Genomic DNA, 15,672 nt, shown 5'->3' on the forward strand with positions numbered 1-15,672 from the left:
CCTTTCTGCAAAGTTTAGCTTAAATATTGGGAGGAACTTGCAGGATCCCGGCGAGTCCTGCATTCTTTCGCAAGTTTTTTGTAATCTAACGCATCTTTAGAAAGGTTATATGGGCCAACATGAAGTTACTGCGCGCCTTGGCGAGCTGACCAATACGTTTATCGAGCGCCACCACTCTTCCTCGCGACAACGTCCCTGCATTCCACTCAATGAGGAGACTCGCTACATGCTGGATTCTCCCTGCGTGGAGCATGTCGATGAAGACGCAGGCGTATTCTACTGGACGCCCAAGCCGCACATGGACTTCACCCTTTTCGATGGGTTGGAGCAAGGCCTGGAAGTCGCCATTCACCCCTCCATCACGGCGTTTTACGGCAGCTATTGGAGCGACGGCCTTTGGTGCTCAAGTCCGTTTGGAGAAGTCAGTCTGATTCAACTGTGGAATGAAGAAGACATGGAAACTCTGCGAGAGAATCTATTGGGCCACGCCTTTCAAAAAAGCAAACGCCGTCAGGGATTAACCCTGTTTATCGGGCTGACGGCTGACGACCGCATCGTCACGGTGGACAATCATTCTGGAGAGGTCTATCTGGAAGAAGCCGGCCGGCCGCCGCAACGCACGCTCGCCGCCAGCCTCGGCGAGCTGCTCAGAGAACTGGAGCCGACGCTTACGCCCTACACGGCGTAAGCCATTCACCTCGGCGGAACATCTAACCCATATGTCCCGCTACCGTCAGCAACGCGATTAGAATGAACCAGATAATCATGGCGCGATTGAGCAAATCTCTAATCGCGCACATTTGCTTCACTTCCAGATCGACGTCCTGGACTCCCCCAGCACTGGGCGCCGCCAGCGGATAAATCTCCACCGCGCCGCCCGCCGCCTTGCGCAAGACGGTAAATGCATCGGAATGGGGATCGATCATATCGTTGGCGGACTGTTTAATCGCTCCGCCAAAGTTGCCCGCCAGCGCAAAACTCAGCGCCAATAACCGGGAAGGTATCCATTCCAAAGCCTTGTACACGGTCGTCATCTGCTGCGGTACATAAACGGAGGGATCACGTCCGGCGACATGAGCCAGTCTTGCGAGCAGCGCCCCAACAGGCCCAATCGCCATATACCAGAAAATCACCATGAAATAGCGCACAAAGGTTTGATACAGATACTGCGAGCAGGCGGCGTAATGGAGCTGCGCGGGACTCATATTCTGGGCCTCGTCAATGTGAATCTCCGCCTCTTCCAGAGTTCGAAAAGCCGACTGAAAACGCCCCTCTCGCCATTGCTGCAGGTAGATATCCACCGACTGTTTGAGAAAGCCGCATCCCAGACAAAGAAACAGCATGACAATGTGTACGAACAAAGTCAGAAAGCCGAAGAAGACGTCATCGGTCAGGCGCAGAACGATAAACAACGCCAGCGCCGGCGCCGCCAGTGCGATCAGCAGATAGAAAGGCGCACTGTTGCGGATCACCGGCAGGCGCAATTCGAAAAAGGTCAGGAAACTTTTCGCCCACTGGTCGTGCCGCCGGCTCAGAGTCAGGTTCAGCCTCTTCTGCATGATGTACGTCAGCAGCAAAACCAGAAATTTCATTTGATTATCCTTCTTCGTTCGACATCAGTTTTCTAAGTTTAGGCCAATCAAACGCAGGTCCGGGATCGGTTTTACGGTCCGGCGCGATATCGCTGTGGCCAACCACCCTATCCTCCGTTATCAGGGGAAAGGCCTTGCGTATGCTCTTCGCAATGCGGGCTAGTCGCCGATATTGGATCGCCTCATAAGGAATATCGTCCGCGCCTTCCAGCTCAACGCCAATGGAGTAGTCGTTACAGTTATCTCGCCCAAGCCAGGACGAGCGCCCCGCATGCCAGGCCCGGTCATGCAGAGACACAAACTGGATAACCTCGCCGTCCCGACGGATGAACAAGTGCGAGGAAACCTGTAAATGGCCAATCTCTCTGAAATAAGGATGAGCCTCGCAATCCAGGCGATTCAGGAAGAAGTCACAGACATACTCGCCACGAAACTGAGCGGGCGGCAAACTGATATTGTGAACCACCAACAGGCTGATCTCCGCATCTGTCGGTCGTTGATTGAAATTAGGCGAAGGCATTCGCTTCACCAGACTCAACCATCCCTGAGCGTCTATTGTAAATTCAGAATTTTCCACAGGATTTGGCCCAGCTTAGGAAGCGCAGCGAAATCAGAACTTTAGATAGAGTTTAGGCGTGGATCAAGCCTGTCGAAAGAATTAGGCTGGGGAGAGTGAGTATGAGAGGGAATACAATGAGGATAAATTGTCACTTTTATGCCGACACCGATCCCTTTTATGGGACCGGCGGGCGAATCAGGATTTCTTGGGAGTTTCCTTGCGCAGGGTGCCGATAACGGATTCCAGCGCACGGTCAAACAGCAGGCCGTCATCCAGCAGCGACATGACTCCGCTCTTCAGTGCGATCGCCAGACCCATACGGCTCTTTTCCGCCACTTTGACGCCCATGCGGTTTACGAAGATGTACTTGCCAGTTGTCTGAATAATCGCCACCAGCTTGCAGCGATACTTCTTGTCATCGCCCTCATTGATCTCAACCCAGGTGCCGATCTTCAGGCGATCAACCAGCTTCAGACTGTCTTCATCCGCCTCTACTTCCACCGCCGGCTCTTCGTAGTCCTCTTCAATCAGGACAATACGGGCGGGCGCTTGCGCCACTGGCTCAGCCTGTTCAACGTCAGCAACTTCCGCGACCTGTTCAGGCGCCGCCTCTGGCTTCAGCTCCTGCTCTTTGCGCAGCGCCACTGGCGGCTCTGGCGTTTTCAGCACTCGCATGGCCGCCTGGATGTAGGCGTCTTCGTTCTTAACGGCGGGCGCGGACGCCACTTCCAGCGTCTCAACCTCCACCATATCTTCGTCATCCAGCGTCATCTCTTTGGCCAGACGCTGCTGCGTGGTTTCCGACAACACTTTCTGCAACAGACGCAGGGTCTTATCCAGCTCAAACGGCTTGTAAGCGGTTTGCTGCAGACCTGCGCGCAGCTCTTCCATCAATTTATCCACCGCCGCGACTTCCGGCGCTTCCGCGCTGGTGTCATCGGGGTCGCATCCCTGAATCAATCGGGCCGCCACAGACTGAGCCTGCAGCCAATCGGGATGCTCTCTGCCGCTTTTCAGCTGCAGCAACACCATATAATTGCTCCAGCCTTCCTTTAATACTTCCATGACCAGAGCAGGAATATTCTTGCCGGCCAGCATATCGTTCAGGACATCCTGCACCACTTTCTTGGCGGCGTCGGATTTGGCGCGCCCGACTTCCGCGTCGCGCGTGCGCTGCTCCAACAGGTGGCGACGCTTTTTATCGCTCTCACGGAAACGAATGAAGTCTTCCAGCACTTCGTCAAAGATGGTGATGTCGTTGTCGAACTCCGTCACCAGACGCTGCACCACTTCCTCCAGCTTGGCGAGGAACGGGTCAGATTCACCTGGCGCTTTTTCCGTCCAGCCAATAGAGGCGGTGGCCATTTCATTCAGCAATCTACGCGCTGAGTGACCGCCCTGATTAAAGAAGGTGCGATCCAGCAACGCTACTTTCAGAATGGGAATCTGCAAGCGAGCAATCACTGCGCGAATCGCCGCAGGTATTTGACGATCATCCAAAATAAATTCGAACAACATGGTGACCAGGTTCATCACATCCTGGTCCAAACGCCCCACGGAAGCGCGGGGCTGCCCTTCCTTACTAAGAACGGCGCGCTCCATCAGGCCCATGAAGTTGATCAGACCGTTTTCAGACAACGCAGCTGTCGGCGCCTTATTGGTTGTTTGCAGGCGAGACAGTAAATTTAATAACGCAGTTTGCTGTACAACAGGTAAATTTACCGCCGCCCCCGCTGCGCTCGCCATTTGAGCGTCAGAAAATTGACGCATGTATTGCAGCGGATCAATTTGCGGGTCCCACCCGCCTTCATTGTATTCACCGACGGCGCCCGTGTTCTGATCAATCACAGAACCGCTGGCGTGGGGTAAATTAACCCCTGTGCGGCGCACGCTGCGACTGGCGCTGAGGTCTGGCATTACTCCCTGCTCCGCCAGAAACTTGTTGGCGGCTTCCAGCACGGCTTTATTCTGCGTCAGCACATGTTTTTCAAATAGTTTGAAGAACACCAGCTTGGCGCGAATCCCCATATCCAGTTCGGCGCAGGCGGTAACGAAATTGGTGACCATGCGCTGGGGGCCAAGCGGGTTGTTTTCCTCTTCCACGCTGACGTCAAACAACAGCGAGTCCAAACGAATGGTCAGGTGCTCAAGGTCACGGCCAATTTCGCTTTTAAAGCGGTTCACCATATTGTCGATAGCGACCTGCTCTTCCAGCTTGTCTTCCTGCACCAGCGTCAGATTTTGAGGATCGAAGTTGGCTTTCAGCATCCCTGGCTTATGCGCGTCAGAAAACTGAAAGTCGCGGTTGTAATACTGCATGAAAAGCGCAGCGATGCGCTCTTTTTTCAGGCGGATTTCACGCATGGCGTCAAAGAACAACGCCTGCTCAGAGTTGGTCGCGGACTTATCCGCCAAGTCAAAAAACGAGTCGTCAACTTGCTCGAATAACCTGTCCAGGAGTTTACGGTTGTGCTCGCCACAACGGTCGCGTAACTTGATTAACAGTGCCGGTAACTTCACACCCTTGACAGCCTCTTGCTGACTCCTTGAAACGTCAAGACGGACAACTTTTGAACTCGTTGACATACTTTCTCCCAACTCGCACTTCCTGACAACAGCTAACCACATGCATTGCTTGACAAAATACGTCACAAAGCGACGTAATATTGTCCACGGTGCAAGTATATACCGTCACCATACCGTCTTTTGTCACAATTTGTTGCCGGGTGACGCTGATCACACATTAACCTATACCGCTTTGAAACCCTTGAATTAATTGCCTCTTGTGAGACTCCGTTTATAGGTTATTATGACCTGCCTTGAAGAATTATCCGGTATCCAAATCAAGCCCGCAGTTATGAGTCAAAATAATCCCTCACAGGTCCGCGGAATCGGAAAAGGAATGTTCATCGCCGCCTGGATCATCGGCATTCTCCTGCTCACCCAGTTTTTCGACTTTTGGGAAAAGAAGAGGCAGAATCCCAATCAGTCTCCCGTGATCATCCAGTCCGCCAATGGAGCGCAGGAATTGGTCTTACAATCCAATTATCAGGGACACTACCTGACCACTGGACTCATCAACGGAGAAGAAGTGGACTTTCTCCTGGATACCGGCGCCACTACCGTGGCGGTGCCCGCCGAACTGGCGGAGCGTCTGCAATTGCCAAAATTGAGCCGGGGCTACGTACAGACCGCCAATGGCGCCGTCGAGGCCACTCGCACTTATTTAAAAACGCTGACTATCGGCCCGTTTGAACTGCATAACGTCGAGGCCAGCATTCTCTCTTCCATGACGGAGGAGGATGAAATCCTGCTTGGCATGAGCGCATTGCAGAGACTGTCGTTCACCCAACGTAACGGCACGCTGATTTTATCGCCGAATACACACACTACACTTTGAGCCTTTATATATGTTGGAACAACTCATTCAGCCCGCCATTCAACAAGACGTAGAGAAAGCCCTTGCGGAAGACATCGGTTCCGGCGACATCACCGCCATGCTGATTCCTGCGGAACAGCGCGCCGAAGCAAGAGTCATTACTCGGGAGGACGCTATCGTCTGCGGCGTCGAGTGGGTTAACGCAGTTTTCGCCAAAGTCGATCCGGACTGCAAAGTGGACTGGAAATTCAAGGACGGCGATCAGGCCCGCGCCAATGACGTATTATTCACCGTTAGCGGACGCGCCCGATCACTGTTGACAGCGGAACGCACTGCGCTGAACTTCCTGCAGACTCTGTCTGGCGTAGCGACCCAGGCGCGCCAGTACGCCGATATGGTCAGCCACACCAAAGCCAAAGTGCTGGACACTCGCAAAACACTGCCGGGTCTGCGGGTCGCGCAAAAATACGCCGTCTCCTGCGGCGGCTGCCGCAATCACCGTATCGGTCTGTGGGACGCCTTCCTGATTAAGGAAAACCACATCATGGCCTGCGGCTCTATCCAGAACGCCATAGAGGAAGCTCACCGCATCGCCCCCGGCAAACCGGTGGAAGTGGAAGTGGAAACCATGGAACAGCTGCAGGAAGCCCTGAGCGCCGGCGCCGATATCGTCATGCTGGACAACTTCAGCATCGAACAGATGGCGCATGCTGTCGTCGTTAATCAGGGGCGCGCAAAACTTGAGGCGTCCGGCGGCGTCACCTCGGAAACCCTGGCGGCGATCGCTGAAACCGGCGTGGACTTCATCTCCATTGGCGGCGTCACCAAACATTGCCGCGCCATTGATCTTTCCATGCGCCTGATCTGAAGAGACAGCGCCAGCAAGCTTCCGACTGCGCACTGCAAATCCCTTTACGTTCAGTTACATGAGGATACATATCGTTGCAGTCGTGATATCGTCGGAAGCAGTCTGATTACACTATAGTTTCATTATACGGTCGCATATTCGCGCTCAAACTGACTCAGGGACACAAGGAACAGCGGCTCCGGTTCCTAACAAAACATGCCAGAAGACAACGGCCTGATAAGCAACGATTCCCCTTCACCGTCGGGACGCGGCGAATGGCGAACTTTGCTTATTATTGGCGTGGCCGCTGTCGTCTGCGCACTTTCCGCCAGTTTATTCACCTCCGTTGAATCTCTTCCCTGGATCTGGCCCAGCGCCGCGGTTTGCGCCATCGCCTATTTCCGTTACGGGCTCCGCGCTCTGCCGGTTATCATTATCGCCACATTCACCGGCGTGCTGGCGTTGTGGCGCCAGGAAACGTCTCACCCGCTGATTACCGCACTCCCCCTTACCGTCGCCATCAGCGCCCTGCTTTGCGCGCAACCCATTTTACTGAAGCGCCTGTATCTGCTGTTGCAGACGAATGTCGCTCCGCCCCACTCAGAAACCCGCTTATGGAATCTGCTGGCCAGTCTGTTTCTGAGCGCCTTGGCCGCCGGCCTGCCTATCGCGCTAGTGGTGAGGGGCGCCATGCCCGGAGAAGTGCTGCTGCAAACAACACTTTATCTTCTATACAGCATTGGCATGCCCATTCTGTTGACGGTCCCGGTCTACACCCAATGGCGTCGCAGGAACGAGCTCTACACACTCGCCGTCGCCCGGGTCTGGGAAGTACTGGTCTGGATTGCCTTGCTCCTCATGGCGGGAGGCCTGCTGATCAAAAACGGCGGCATGGCTTTGTTTTTACTTCTACCGCTGTTCGTCTGGTCGAGCTTGCGCTTTGGCCGTTTCGGCGGCGTGCTCGCAATCTGCCTGTCAGGACTGGCCGCTCTGCTGGCTTATGGCTACGGCGATACAGGATATGGCTCCCTCGCCCACTTCAATCTGTTCCACAGCGAAGTGGCGGTGATGACCATATTCAGTCTTTATCTGTCTGCGCTCGCCGCCGACCGCGCCCGAGTGGAAGACGCCATTGAGCAGCTGGTGCAGCGACGCACCCGCGAGCTTGAGGCCATCAATCAGGAGTTGCAGGACGAGGTGCATATTCGCAAGCAGGCGGAACGCTCATTTCGCACCTCAACCCGTCGCTACCGCGCCATTATTGAAACAGCGGGCAGCCCTATCATTGTCATGGATAAGAACTTCCGCATCGTTCAATGGAACGGCGCCGCCAGTCGATTGTTCGGTTACCACCGGGAAGACATCTACGGCAAAAATTACATCACCTGCTTCGTGCCGAAGGCGTTTCAGGATGAAACCGCCTGGAAAATCACCAAAGTGCTGGAAACCGGCGTCCCGGTGGAAAACCTGGAGAGCGAAATGACCGCAGCGGATGGCGGCTCCCACGTCATGCTATGGAACATCAACCGCGTAGTGGACGTAGATGAAGAGCTGACCCAGGCGATCATTATCGGCCAGGATATCTCCACCATCCGCGAAACCCAGAACCAACTGCACTTTCTCGCCCACTACGATGTACTGACAGGCGCCGCCAATCGCCGCCTGTTCGAGGACCGCTGCCGCCAGGCTTTGAAACAGGCCTCCCGTCGACAACATGACGTTGGCCTGATCAGTTTGGACATAGACCACTTTAAACGTATTAACGACACCCTGGGCCATGACGCCGGCGATGCGCTACTGCAGGAAATCTGTCGTCGTCTGGCGTCCTGCGTGCGGGAGGAAGACACTATCGCGCGGCTTGGCGGTGATGAATTCGCCATCCTTCTGAACCGGGTAAACGGAGCGGAAGACTGCGAGCTGGTGGGCCGCAATCTCTTGGAAGCCATAACCAAACCGGTCGAGCTGCCGGGACAGCAGCTGGTAATCACCACCAGTATCGGCGTCACCGTATCGCCCCGGGATGGCGTGGAATATTCTGTGCTGCTGAAAAACGCCGACATGGCCATGTACCGGGCCAAGAAAGCCGGCCGCAACAATATTCAGATGTATCAAAAGGAGATGAACGACGAGCTGACGCACCAGATCAACACGGAACAGGAACTGCGCGCCGCCATTTCCGGGCACCAGTTCGATATCTACTATCAACCGCAGATCGACCTGGAAAACCAGCATATTGTCGGGCTGGAAGCTTTGCTGCGCTGGCGTCATCCCAAGCGGGGCGTGCTGGCGCCCCATGAATTCATCACCGTGGCCGAGCAAACAGGATTACTGCCCGCCCTGGGGGAATGGATCTTCTATAACGCCTGCCTGCAATGCCGGGCGATACAGGCGATGAGCCGCTCCCATGTGCAAGTGGCGATCAACATTTCCGCACGCCAGCTGCATCATCCTCAGATGGTGGATACGCTGAAACGGGTCATCGCCGAGATACGCGTCAATCCCGCCTTCCTCAACCTGGAGATTGGCGAGCAGGTGTTGGTGAGCAACCCCGCTGAGGCGGCGGAAATCCTGGGCAGACTGAAGGAGATCGGCGTTAATATCACTATCGACAGCTTCGGCTCAGGCCTCTCTTCGCTATCCAACCTGGCCCGGCTACCGGTGGATGCGGTAAAAATCGATCGCGCCCTTACCCGCAATGTGCCAGGGGACGACTACGACGCCGCTATTCTTGAGACCCTGCTAAGCATCGCCAGCCGCATGCATATGCGTGTCATCGTGGAAGGCATAGAAAGAACCGAACAGGAAACCTTTTTCCGCAATCACAACGTTCGTTACGTGCAGGGTCATCTGTATTCCCTGCCCATGCCTTCCGATCAATTGCCCGAATTCTTTAACGCCCTCAAACAAGGCGTACTCAACCCGGAAGGCGGCCAAATCGGCCTCCCGCTGAATTAAGACGGACCGCCAAAGCGAGTCGCTTATGTCCAAACGCTGGCCCCCATCATCGCCTCCACAAGATTGGTGGAGCGGTGCAAGCAAAGCGCCCAGTCAAACCGACGCCAACGGCGAGCCCGCCAACCCTTGCGTCCGCAACTGCTGCCTGGACGAGAACGACGTCTGTTGCGGCTGTAAACGCACACTGCAGGAAATACTGGCTTGGAGCAGCTATTCTTCAGCGCAGAAGCGGGATCTGCTGAAGCAACTTAAACAACGCCAATGACCCTGCCAACACGATGAGATGCTTTTTCACCCTGGTTCCTCCCCCCTGCGTCAAAGAACGCCTGCTCATGGATATCGAGCGCCTGCGAACGCAGCATCCAGAGTTGTCGCGCCACTATCGCTGGCAAACAAGGGAGCAACTGCACATCACTCTGCATTTCTTTGCCGACCTTCACCCGGAGGTCGCGCAGCGCCTTGTGAAAGACCTTCGTGAAAGTCTGCTGCATTTTCCAGCATTTTCTATCACGTTCGAGGCCATCACCCCCTTTCCCAGCGTCCAGCGCGCGGGATACCTGACTGCGCAGATTACAGCCAATGATCGTTTGCTGGCGCTGCATGAACATATTAAATCCCGCATAGCGCAGGCTGGGGAAGCTGTCGACGAACGTGTTTTTCGCCCTCACCTCACCCTGGCCAGAGGGCGCTCCCGACGTCAGCGCCTGGATTTGCGAGCCAATCTGATCGCTCCGCTCCATTTTGACGTAAAAGCCGTTGAGCTCTACCAGAGCACACAGGGAGAAAACGGCTCCATTTATCACAGTCTGGCGACCATGGACTTGAGTACCCGCTCCGACGGTTGTGAGTTACAATAGCGGGCTGAAACCCTAAAAGTGGCTTCGATCCACACCATTTTTACCCGGAAATAACAGCGATGTTGTACCTGCTTTCAAAACTTCTTTTCAAATTCAGCGGCTGGACTTATGACGAGAAACCAGAGCTGTGGGAAGACAAGCAAGTGGTGATCGGCTTTCCTCACACCACAAACATGGATGGGGTGCGCATCCTGGCGCTGTTTTGCATTTACCGCCGCAAGCTGCACACACTGGTTAAAAAAGATTTGTTTGTGTGGCCTTTCTCCTGGTTCCTGTCCAAATTCGGCTGCATCCCCGTAGACAGAAGCTCCAAAACCAATCTTGTCGATCAGATGCGCCTGGAGTTCGCCAAGCGCGCCACCTTTACACTGGCCATCGCGCCAGAGGCCACCCGCAACAAAATGAAGGAAGAACGCAAACCCATACGCACCGGATTCTGGCATATCGCCAAAGCAGCCGGCGCGCCGATCATCCTGATGATGTCGGACAGCAAACGTAAGCGCGGCCGTATTCTCGGCAAAATCTTCCCATCGGAATCTCTAGGGGACGACCTGCTGAAGATCAAGCAGATATACGCGGATCAAGGCGTGGAAGTTCTAATAGGATCAAGCTGAGTCTCCCAACGAGCCAATACGCGCGCCCTCCCAGGAAAAATCTTCGTTGTATGGATGAGTCGGGTTCGCTAACAACGAAGTCATATTTACCGCAAGAAGATGACTCAAAGAAGGATAGACACAACGGATACCGACAGCGAATTAAACCGACTGTTGCAGGACGTTCGCGCATGCCGCCTGTGTGAGCGGCATTTGGAGCCCAACCCGGTAGTGAAAGTAGGCTCCAGCGCCCGCCTGATGATCATCGGCCAGGCGCCCGGCACTCGCGTGCACGCCACAGGCATCCCCTGGAACGACCCCAGCGGCGACAGACTGCGGACGTGGCTGGGCCTGGACAAAGAGACTTTTTACGATACAAACCGAATCGCCATCATGCCGATGGGTTTTTGCTATCCCGGCAAAGGCCGCAGCGGCGATCTCCCTCCGCGCAAAGAGTGTTACGAGCATTGGCACCACAAAATTCTGGCGCGACTGCCTCGTCTGGAAATGTTTCTACTGGTGGGGCTATATGCGCAACAAGCTTACCTGCCAAACGCCTACAAGAGCCTGTCTGAAAACGTTAAGCACTGGCGCGACTGGTATCCCCGACTGATCCCGCTGCCGCATCCCTCGCCTCGTAATACCCTGTGGCTGAAGCAGCGCCCCTGGTTCGAAGAAGAGGTGATTCCACAAGTGCGGAATCACGTGCACGACTTGCTTAGTTTCGACTGAACCCCTGACCGCCCGCTAATGCGTCCCGCGCATTGTTGATGGCTTCGTCCACCTTGCGCAATGAAGCTAAAAGGCCGGCCACTTTGCCCAGCTGCCCTTGATACGCCATTTCCGCCGCCGGCTCAATGCCGCTGCGCATAGGCGGCATGGGCGCACGGAATTCCACAATCACCTTCATGCGCTCAATGAATATAAATTGCAGCCACTCATGAAACTCCAGCGTGTCTGCGCAAAAAGGCGTCACACTGGCGAGAGCCTCCTCATGAGGCTGATCTTTCCGCCACAGGCCTAAATTTCGGAGCTCCATTTCCAGCCCCAACAGGACATCCGCCAACTCTACGTATACTCGATCTGTCACTACTGCCTACTCTTACAACAAAAATAGATACTCAAAAACATGATACGCGCCGATCAGGCCTCAGACAAAGCAGACGCGCCCTGAAGCATCGTATGCAATTCCTGAAACTGCTGCGTCAGCGGATGCTTGGGCGCGAAATGTATCAGGGGCTCATGCGCCTGATGAGACTCTTTCATCTTCACGGAGGCGTTCAGGCGCACCGGTAATACTGGCAAACCTTCTTCCTTCATGGACTCAATAATCTGCGTCGGCAGGTTCGCTCGCGGCTGAAACTGATTGGCGACAATCCCTTCCACTTTCAGGTCTTTGTTGTGGTCTTCCTGCAAATCCTGGATCTCTCCAAGAATGGAGTACAGGGCCTGCCGGGAGAAGTCGTCGCAATCAAAGGGAATCAGGCATCGCTGGGCGGCGATTAACGCCGATCGGGTGTAAAAATTCAAGGCTGGAGCGGTATCAATATAAATTCGGTCGAAGACATCGCCCAACTTCACCAGCGCATCACGCAGCTTATAGATCTTGTGCCGCGCTTCCAGTTTACGCTCCAGAAACTCCAGCTCGGGACTGGCGGGCATGACGAATAGATTGGGATAACGGGTGGCGTGAATGAAATCGTCCACCTTCTTATTGAATAAGTTGAAGGCCATGGTCTGCTCAAAGAAGTCCGCTACCGTATCTTTCAACTCCATGACGTTGCGGCTCAGCAGATAAAGGCTCGAATTGCCTTGCGGGTCCAGATCCACGACCAAGGTCTTGGAGCCCTGCGCGGCGCTGATGGCGGCCAGATTACAGACAATGCTGGATTTACCCACTCCGCCTTTTTGATTAAAGACCACTCTGCGCATAATCCCCCCGCTTATTTTTATATCCTGAAAATTCTTACTGATAAGGGGGGATTTTGCCAGCCAAACAGGCAAAAAGTTAGACCTAAAGGATTAGAAGGGTCACCAATTCATCACAGATTTGACGAAAGGCACGGTTATAGGGCGCTTTTCCACGAGAGATGCCTTGTCCAGACGCTCCAGAATCAGGGAAAGCGAGCTTAAATCCCTTGGGGCGCGACGCATAATGTATTGCTTAACTTCATCTGAAAGACGAAAACCAATATTGGCCGCCTTGATGTCCAGAACATTGATGCGCTGCACTTCATCCAGCTCAGGAAGGCGCACGCACTCTCCCCAGGCCAGTCGGGTCTTTAGGTCCGGCAGCAAAAACGGGGTCTGGGAAGGCGCTTCCGCTGACGTGATCAGCCACTTGCAACCGCGATCGCGACAACGATTGAACAAGTGGAACAGAGCCTCTTCCCACTCCGGCTGCCCCGCGATGGCGTCAATGTCATCGAAACACAGCACATCGAAAGACTCCAGCCCGGCCAGCACATCCACGCCAAAGTCCGCGTACTCACGCAAAGAAAGATAAAAGCATTTCGCGTTATGGAACCCGTTGCAGGCGGCCATCAAAAGGTGGGTTTTACCCTGAGCGGAAGCGCCGCAGATGGAAAACACAGTATCTTCAGACGCAGTGAGAAAGCGTTGAATGGACTGCACCACAACGCCGGAGGGAGGCTCGAAAAAGTTTTCCAGCGTAGCGCTTTCGCCATTCGACAGCCGCAACGCCATTTGTGTGTTTTCTGATTTCCGCATCTTCTACGCAAAGTCTAATAAGCAGTTACAGCGCCGTCACTTGGCCAGTCCGTTGCGAGCGCGATAAAATCTGCCTCCCCACAGAATCACGTAGTGCGCGCCGCTGATGCAACTGGTCAGCGCGACAACCCAGACTCCGCCCTCAAGAGCCCATGGAGGCATGGCTATTCCCGCGAGATTCAAAATCACCGCAAGGATAAAGGTAATCTGGCTCAGCGTACTGAGCTTGCCCCACAGCGAGGGCTGCATTTTATAGGCGCCGACCAATTTGTGGTAGGTCAACGCTCCCGCCACTATGATCACATCCCGCGCGAAGACCAACAAGGTCAACCAAAGTGGTAGAACCTCATTGTAAGTCAGCACGATAAACACCGTGACCAGCAGAGCTTTATCCGCCAATGGGTCGGTGACGGCGCCGAAACGACTCGACCATTTACAGGCCCGCGCCAGGAAACCATCCAAGGCATCGGAGACGCCTGCGACAAAAAACAGCCACATAGCTTCCCGATATAGCTCACGGGCCAGACAATACGCGATCGGCCCAACCAGGAAAATGCGCAACACGGTTATGACATTAGGAATATGTCGCCACTCTAATCGCAAATCCTGTTTTCCTCCGGCCATGAAAAAATCTGAAGTTATCCGGAAACTTGTTGCGTCGTCATTCCGTGTGACGGCCCGGCGTACGGGCGTTGTACTCATTCAATATGGTTCAAGACTTGGCCATAAGGACCGTGACAAGAGAGACGTCACGGTCTCTATTCGGCCTAGCGGTCGCCGGCCCACGAATAATAGAGTCTGCGTCCAACCTCTTGCTGAGTGGAAGGGCCTAACTCAGGACGCAGTCTTGGTTGTAGCGCCAAATGCTCAGCCAGCTGTTCAGGATAACCGTTCAGCTTCAACTGAAAACGCACGATGTCTTCGCCGACATACACAGGTTCCGCTTTCTTCACAGGAGCCAGTTGACGCATATACTTGAGAATATCCGCATAAGCGCGGAAATCCGTCACATTCGACACTTCCACGGTTACTTCATCGCCCTGGGCGTCCGCCCCCAGGTTAACCGCATACTTATGAGCCAGCGACAGCGCGACGGACTCCATCATCTTATCCGCCATGGCGCTGATGGTGTCCGCTTCGACACTTTCTTCCGCGATCTTCTGGCCGCTGACTCGCAACTGCCACAAGCCGCTCCAGCGGCCGCTTCTCGGATAGGCGCGCACCATCAGGATTGAGTCATGACTGTAACGCGTGGAGGACGCCTCAACAGGTTCCGCGAAAAAGCCCCACAAATCCGACGTATTCAGACTGGACGCATCCTGCAGATCCATCAGCGGCAACAATAGAGGCACGCCCCAACGCTGCGCGGAATATTTCACCGCAGCCACCAAGTGATGCGAAGCGCCTTCGCCCAGGATTTCACGCCCGCGATCGCCTTCCACCGCCATCCATACCAATACTTGCGGCCGATTGCGGCCCCATACAGGGACTTTGTATTGACTGAGCAGGTTCTCAAACCCCTGTGCGGAGTAGTGCGCTTTTAATACAAGCAGACGACGCGGACCGGAACCTGAATCCACCACCGCGTAACCGTAACTGTATTCTTCCAACAGGCGCGGCGCCTGCTCCGCCAGCACCGCCGCATCCAGCACATTGCGCCACCCGCTGTTACCTGCGACGCGATCCATAACCATGCCTGCGCCTTTCTCAACAGCCTCGGCGCGCTCTTTCGGGTCCTGCCCGGAAACCGGCACTTCCACGTCATAGATGTCGCTGATCGCGACAGCGTGGACATAACCGCACAGCAAGAATAAAGATAAAAACGACAGTATCCGGCGTTTCAGGACGATCGCCCGGAACAACAATCTAGCGGCCTGTTTCAAGCCATCCTCCCGTATTTTTCAAACTACGGACGACCCGACGATATCACCCGGGAGCGCCCTTTTCGCCCCTTCCGCCACAGTATCGCCAGACGGGTGATTTACGGAGCCTAAGCACGACAGGCAAGGATACACCATTTAACTTTTCTCCACTATTAAAGCCGATTAACTTCAATGCGGGCCACGCCTCGCTCGAATAGCCGCTACGACTTATTGTTTACTGCATTGGCGCTGGGGGAACTGGGCTGTTAAAATACGCCTCCTTTCCGTGGACCTACGC

General features: G+C 54.7%; 16 protein-coding genes. 8 read left to right on the forward strand and 8 right to left on the reverse strand.

Translation table 11 applies throughout. The features are described from left to right. Positions 1-109 precede the first annotated feature (109 nt). Entirely contained in the window at positions 110-688 is a 579-nt protein-coding gene (gene syd, locus ONV78_RS28565) for a SecY-interacting protein (protein ID WP_279507921.1), read from the forward strand. Between the two features lie 22 nt (positions 689-710). On the opposite strand, the gene ampE is transcribed toward syd, so the two are convergent. The 3 genes from ampE to ONV78_RS28580 all read right to left on the reverse strand — a co-directional run bounded on the left by ampE (position 711) and on the right by ONV78_RS28580 (position 4,671). Further along, positions 711-1,592: a regulatory signaling modulator protein AmpE gene (ampE, locus tag ONV78_RS28570; protein ID WP_279507922.1), complete on the reverse strand. Its 882-nt coding sequence runs from the start codon at positions 1,590-1,592 to the stop codon at positions 711-713. A gap of 4 nt (positions 1,593-1,596) precedes the next feature. Continuing rightward, positions 1,597-2,169, reverse strand: a complete 573-nt coding sequence (ampD, locus tag ONV78_RS28575) for a 1,6-anhydro-N-acetylmuramyl-L-alanine amidase AmpD (protein WP_216739775.1) — start codon at positions 2,167-2,169, stop codon at positions 1,597-1,599. 177 nt (positions 2,170-2,346) lie between these two features. Next, on the reverse strand, positions 2,347-4,671 hold the full coding sequence (locus ONV78_RS28580) for a DUF1631 domain-containing protein (protein WP_279507923.1): 2,325 nt from the start codon (positions 4,669-4,671) through the stop codon (positions 2,347-2,349). Positions 4,672-5,053: 382 nt separating this feature from the next. On the opposite strand from ONV78_RS28580, the gene ONV78_RS28585 reads away from it, so the two are divergent. The 7 genes from ONV78_RS28585 (at position 5,054) to ONV78_RS28615 (ending at position 11,514) form a co-directional block, all read left to right on the forward strand. Then, on the forward strand, positions 5,054-5,551 hold the full coding sequence (locus ONV78_RS28585) for a TIGR02281 family clan AA aspartic protease (protein ID WP_279507924.1): 498 nt from the start codon (positions 5,054-5,056) through the stop codon (positions 5,549-5,551). Between the two features lie 10 nt (positions 5,552-5,561). After that, on the forward strand, positions 5,562-6,398 hold the full coding sequence (nadC, locus tag ONV78_RS28590) for a carboxylating nicotinate-nucleotide diphosphorylase (protein ID WP_279507925.1): 837 nt from the start codon (positions 5,562-5,564) through the stop codon (positions 6,396-6,398). 195 nt (positions 6,399-6,593) lie between these two features. After that, positions 6,594-9,332 (forward strand): EAL domain-containing protein, encoded by a 2,739-nt coding sequence (locus ONV78_RS28595; protein ID WP_279507926.1) that lies wholly within the window; start codon positions 6,594-6,596, stop codon positions 9,330-9,332. A 25-nt stretch (positions 9,333-9,357) separates the two neighbouring features. Further along, positions 9,358-9,597 carry a DUF1289 domain-containing protein gene (locus tag ONV78_RS28600; protein ID WP_127972624.1) on the forward strand — a complete coding sequence of 80 codons (240 nt, stop codon included), beginning with the start codon at positions 9,358-9,360 and terminating at the stop codon, positions 9,595-9,597. Between the two features lie 13 nt (positions 9,598-9,610). Next, entirely contained in the window at positions 9,611-10,189 is a 579-nt protein-coding gene (thpR, locus tag ONV78_RS28605) for an RNA 2',3'-cyclic phosphodiesterase (RefSeq protein ID WP_279507928.1), read from the forward strand. A 59-nt stretch (positions 10,190-10,248) separates the two neighbouring features. Then, positions 10,249-10,803, forward strand: a complete 555-nt coding sequence (locus tag ONV78_RS28610; RefSeq protein ID WP_279507929.1) for a 1-acyl-sn-glycerol-3-phosphate acyltransferase — start codon at positions 10,249-10,251, stop codon at positions 10,801-10,803. 99 nt (positions 10,804-10,902) lie between these two features. Next, positions 10,903-11,514: a uracil-DNA glycosylase family protein gene (locus ONV78_RS28615; RefSeq protein ID WP_279507930.1), complete on the forward strand. Its 612-nt coding sequence runs from the start codon at positions 10,903-10,905 to the stop codon at positions 11,512-11,514. Here ONV78_RS28615 and ONV78_RS28620 read toward each other — a convergent pair. The 5 genes from ONV78_RS28620 to ONV78_RS28640 all read right to left on the reverse strand — a co-directional run bounded on the left by ONV78_RS28620 (position 11,501) and on the right by ONV78_RS28640 (position 15,395). Beyond that, entirely contained in the window at positions 11,501-11,872 is a 372-nt protein-coding gene (locus tag ONV78_RS28620; protein ID WP_279507931.1) for a YqcC family protein, read from the reverse strand. The genes ONV78_RS28615 and ONV78_RS28620 overlap by 14 nt on opposite strands. 53 nt (positions 11,873-11,925) lie before the next feature. Further along, positions 11,926-12,714 (reverse strand): ParA family protein, encoded by a 789-nt coding sequence (locus tag ONV78_RS28625; RefSeq protein WP_279507932.1) that lies wholly within the window; start codon positions 12,712-12,714, stop codon positions 11,926-11,928. Between the two features lie 99 nt (positions 12,715-12,813). Continuing rightward, positions 12,814-13,512 (reverse strand): DnaA regulatory inactivator Hda, encoded by a 699-nt coding sequence (gene hda, locus ONV78_RS28630; RefSeq protein ID WP_279507933.1) that lies wholly within the window; start codon positions 13,510-13,512, stop codon positions 12,814-12,816. 36 nt (positions 13,513-13,548) lie between these two features. Next, on the reverse strand, positions 13,549-14,136 hold the full coding sequence (locus ONV78_RS28635; protein ID WP_253938678.1) for a CDP-alcohol phosphatidyltransferase family protein: 588 nt from the start codon (positions 14,134-14,136) through the stop codon (positions 13,549-13,551). Between the two features lie 143 nt (positions 14,137-14,279). Next, the gene (locus ONV78_RS28640; RefSeq protein ID WP_279507935.1) at positions 14,280-15,395 is read right to left on the reverse strand and encodes a DUF2066 domain-containing protein; all 1,116 of its coding nucleotides are present in this window, start codon (positions 15,393-15,395) and stop codon (positions 14,280-14,282) included. Positions 15,396-15,672: the final 277 nt, after the last annotated feature.

This window comes from Hahella sp. CR1 (assembly GCF_029813005.1).
Classification (GTDB): domain Bacteria; phylum Pseudomonadota; class Gammaproteobacteria; order Pseudomonadales; family Oleiphilaceae; genus Hahella.

Bases quoted from the DNA above. Each gene is read 5' to 3' on its own strand.
- ONV78_RS28615 (WP_279507930.1), top strand. From the start codon at position 10,903: ATGACTCAAAGAAGGATAGACACAACGGATACCGACAGCGAATTAAAC.
- ONV78_RS28610 (WP_279507929.1), top strand. From the start codon at position 10,249: ATGTTGTACCTGCTTTCAAAACTTCTTTTCAAATTCAGCGGCTGGACT.
- ONV78_RS28585 (WP_279507924.1), top strand. From the start codon at position 5,054: ATGTTCATCGCCGCCTGGATCATCGGCATTCTCCTGCTCACCCAGTTT.
- syd (WP_279507921.1), top strand. From the start codon at position 110: ATGGGCCAACATGAAGTTACTGCGCGCCTTGGCGAGCTGACCAATACG.
- ONV78_RS28635 (WP_253938678.1), bottom strand. From the start codon at position 14,136: ATGGCCGGAGGAAAACAGGATTTGCGATTAGAGTGGCGACATATTCCT.
- hda (WP_279507933.1), bottom strand. From the start codon at position 13,512: ATGCGGAAATCAGAAAACACACAAATGGCGTTGCGGCTGTCGAATGGC.
- ampE (WP_279507922.1), bottom strand. From the start codon at position 1,592: ATGAAATTTCTGGTTTTGCTGCTGACGTACATCATGCAGAAGAGGCTG.
- nadC (WP_279507925.1), top strand. From the start codon at position 5,562: ATGTTGGAACAACTCATTCAGCCCGCCATTCAACAAGACGTAGAGAAA.
- ONV78_RS28600 (WP_127972624.1), top strand. From the start codon at position 9,358: ATGTCCAAACGCTGGCCCCCATCATCGCCTCCACAAGATTGGTGGAGC.
- ONV78_RS28625 (WP_279507932.1), bottom strand. From the start codon at position 12,714: ATGCGCAGAGTGGTCTTTAATCAAAAAGGCGGAGTGGGTAAATCCAGC.
- thpR (WP_279507928.1), top strand. From the start codon at position 9,611: ATGAGATGCTTTTTCACCCTGGTTCCTCCCCCCTGCGTCAAAGAACGC.
- ONV78_RS28595 (WP_279507926.1), top strand. From the start codon at position 6,594: ATGCCAGAAGACAACGGCCTGATAAGCAACGATTCCCCTTCACCGTCG.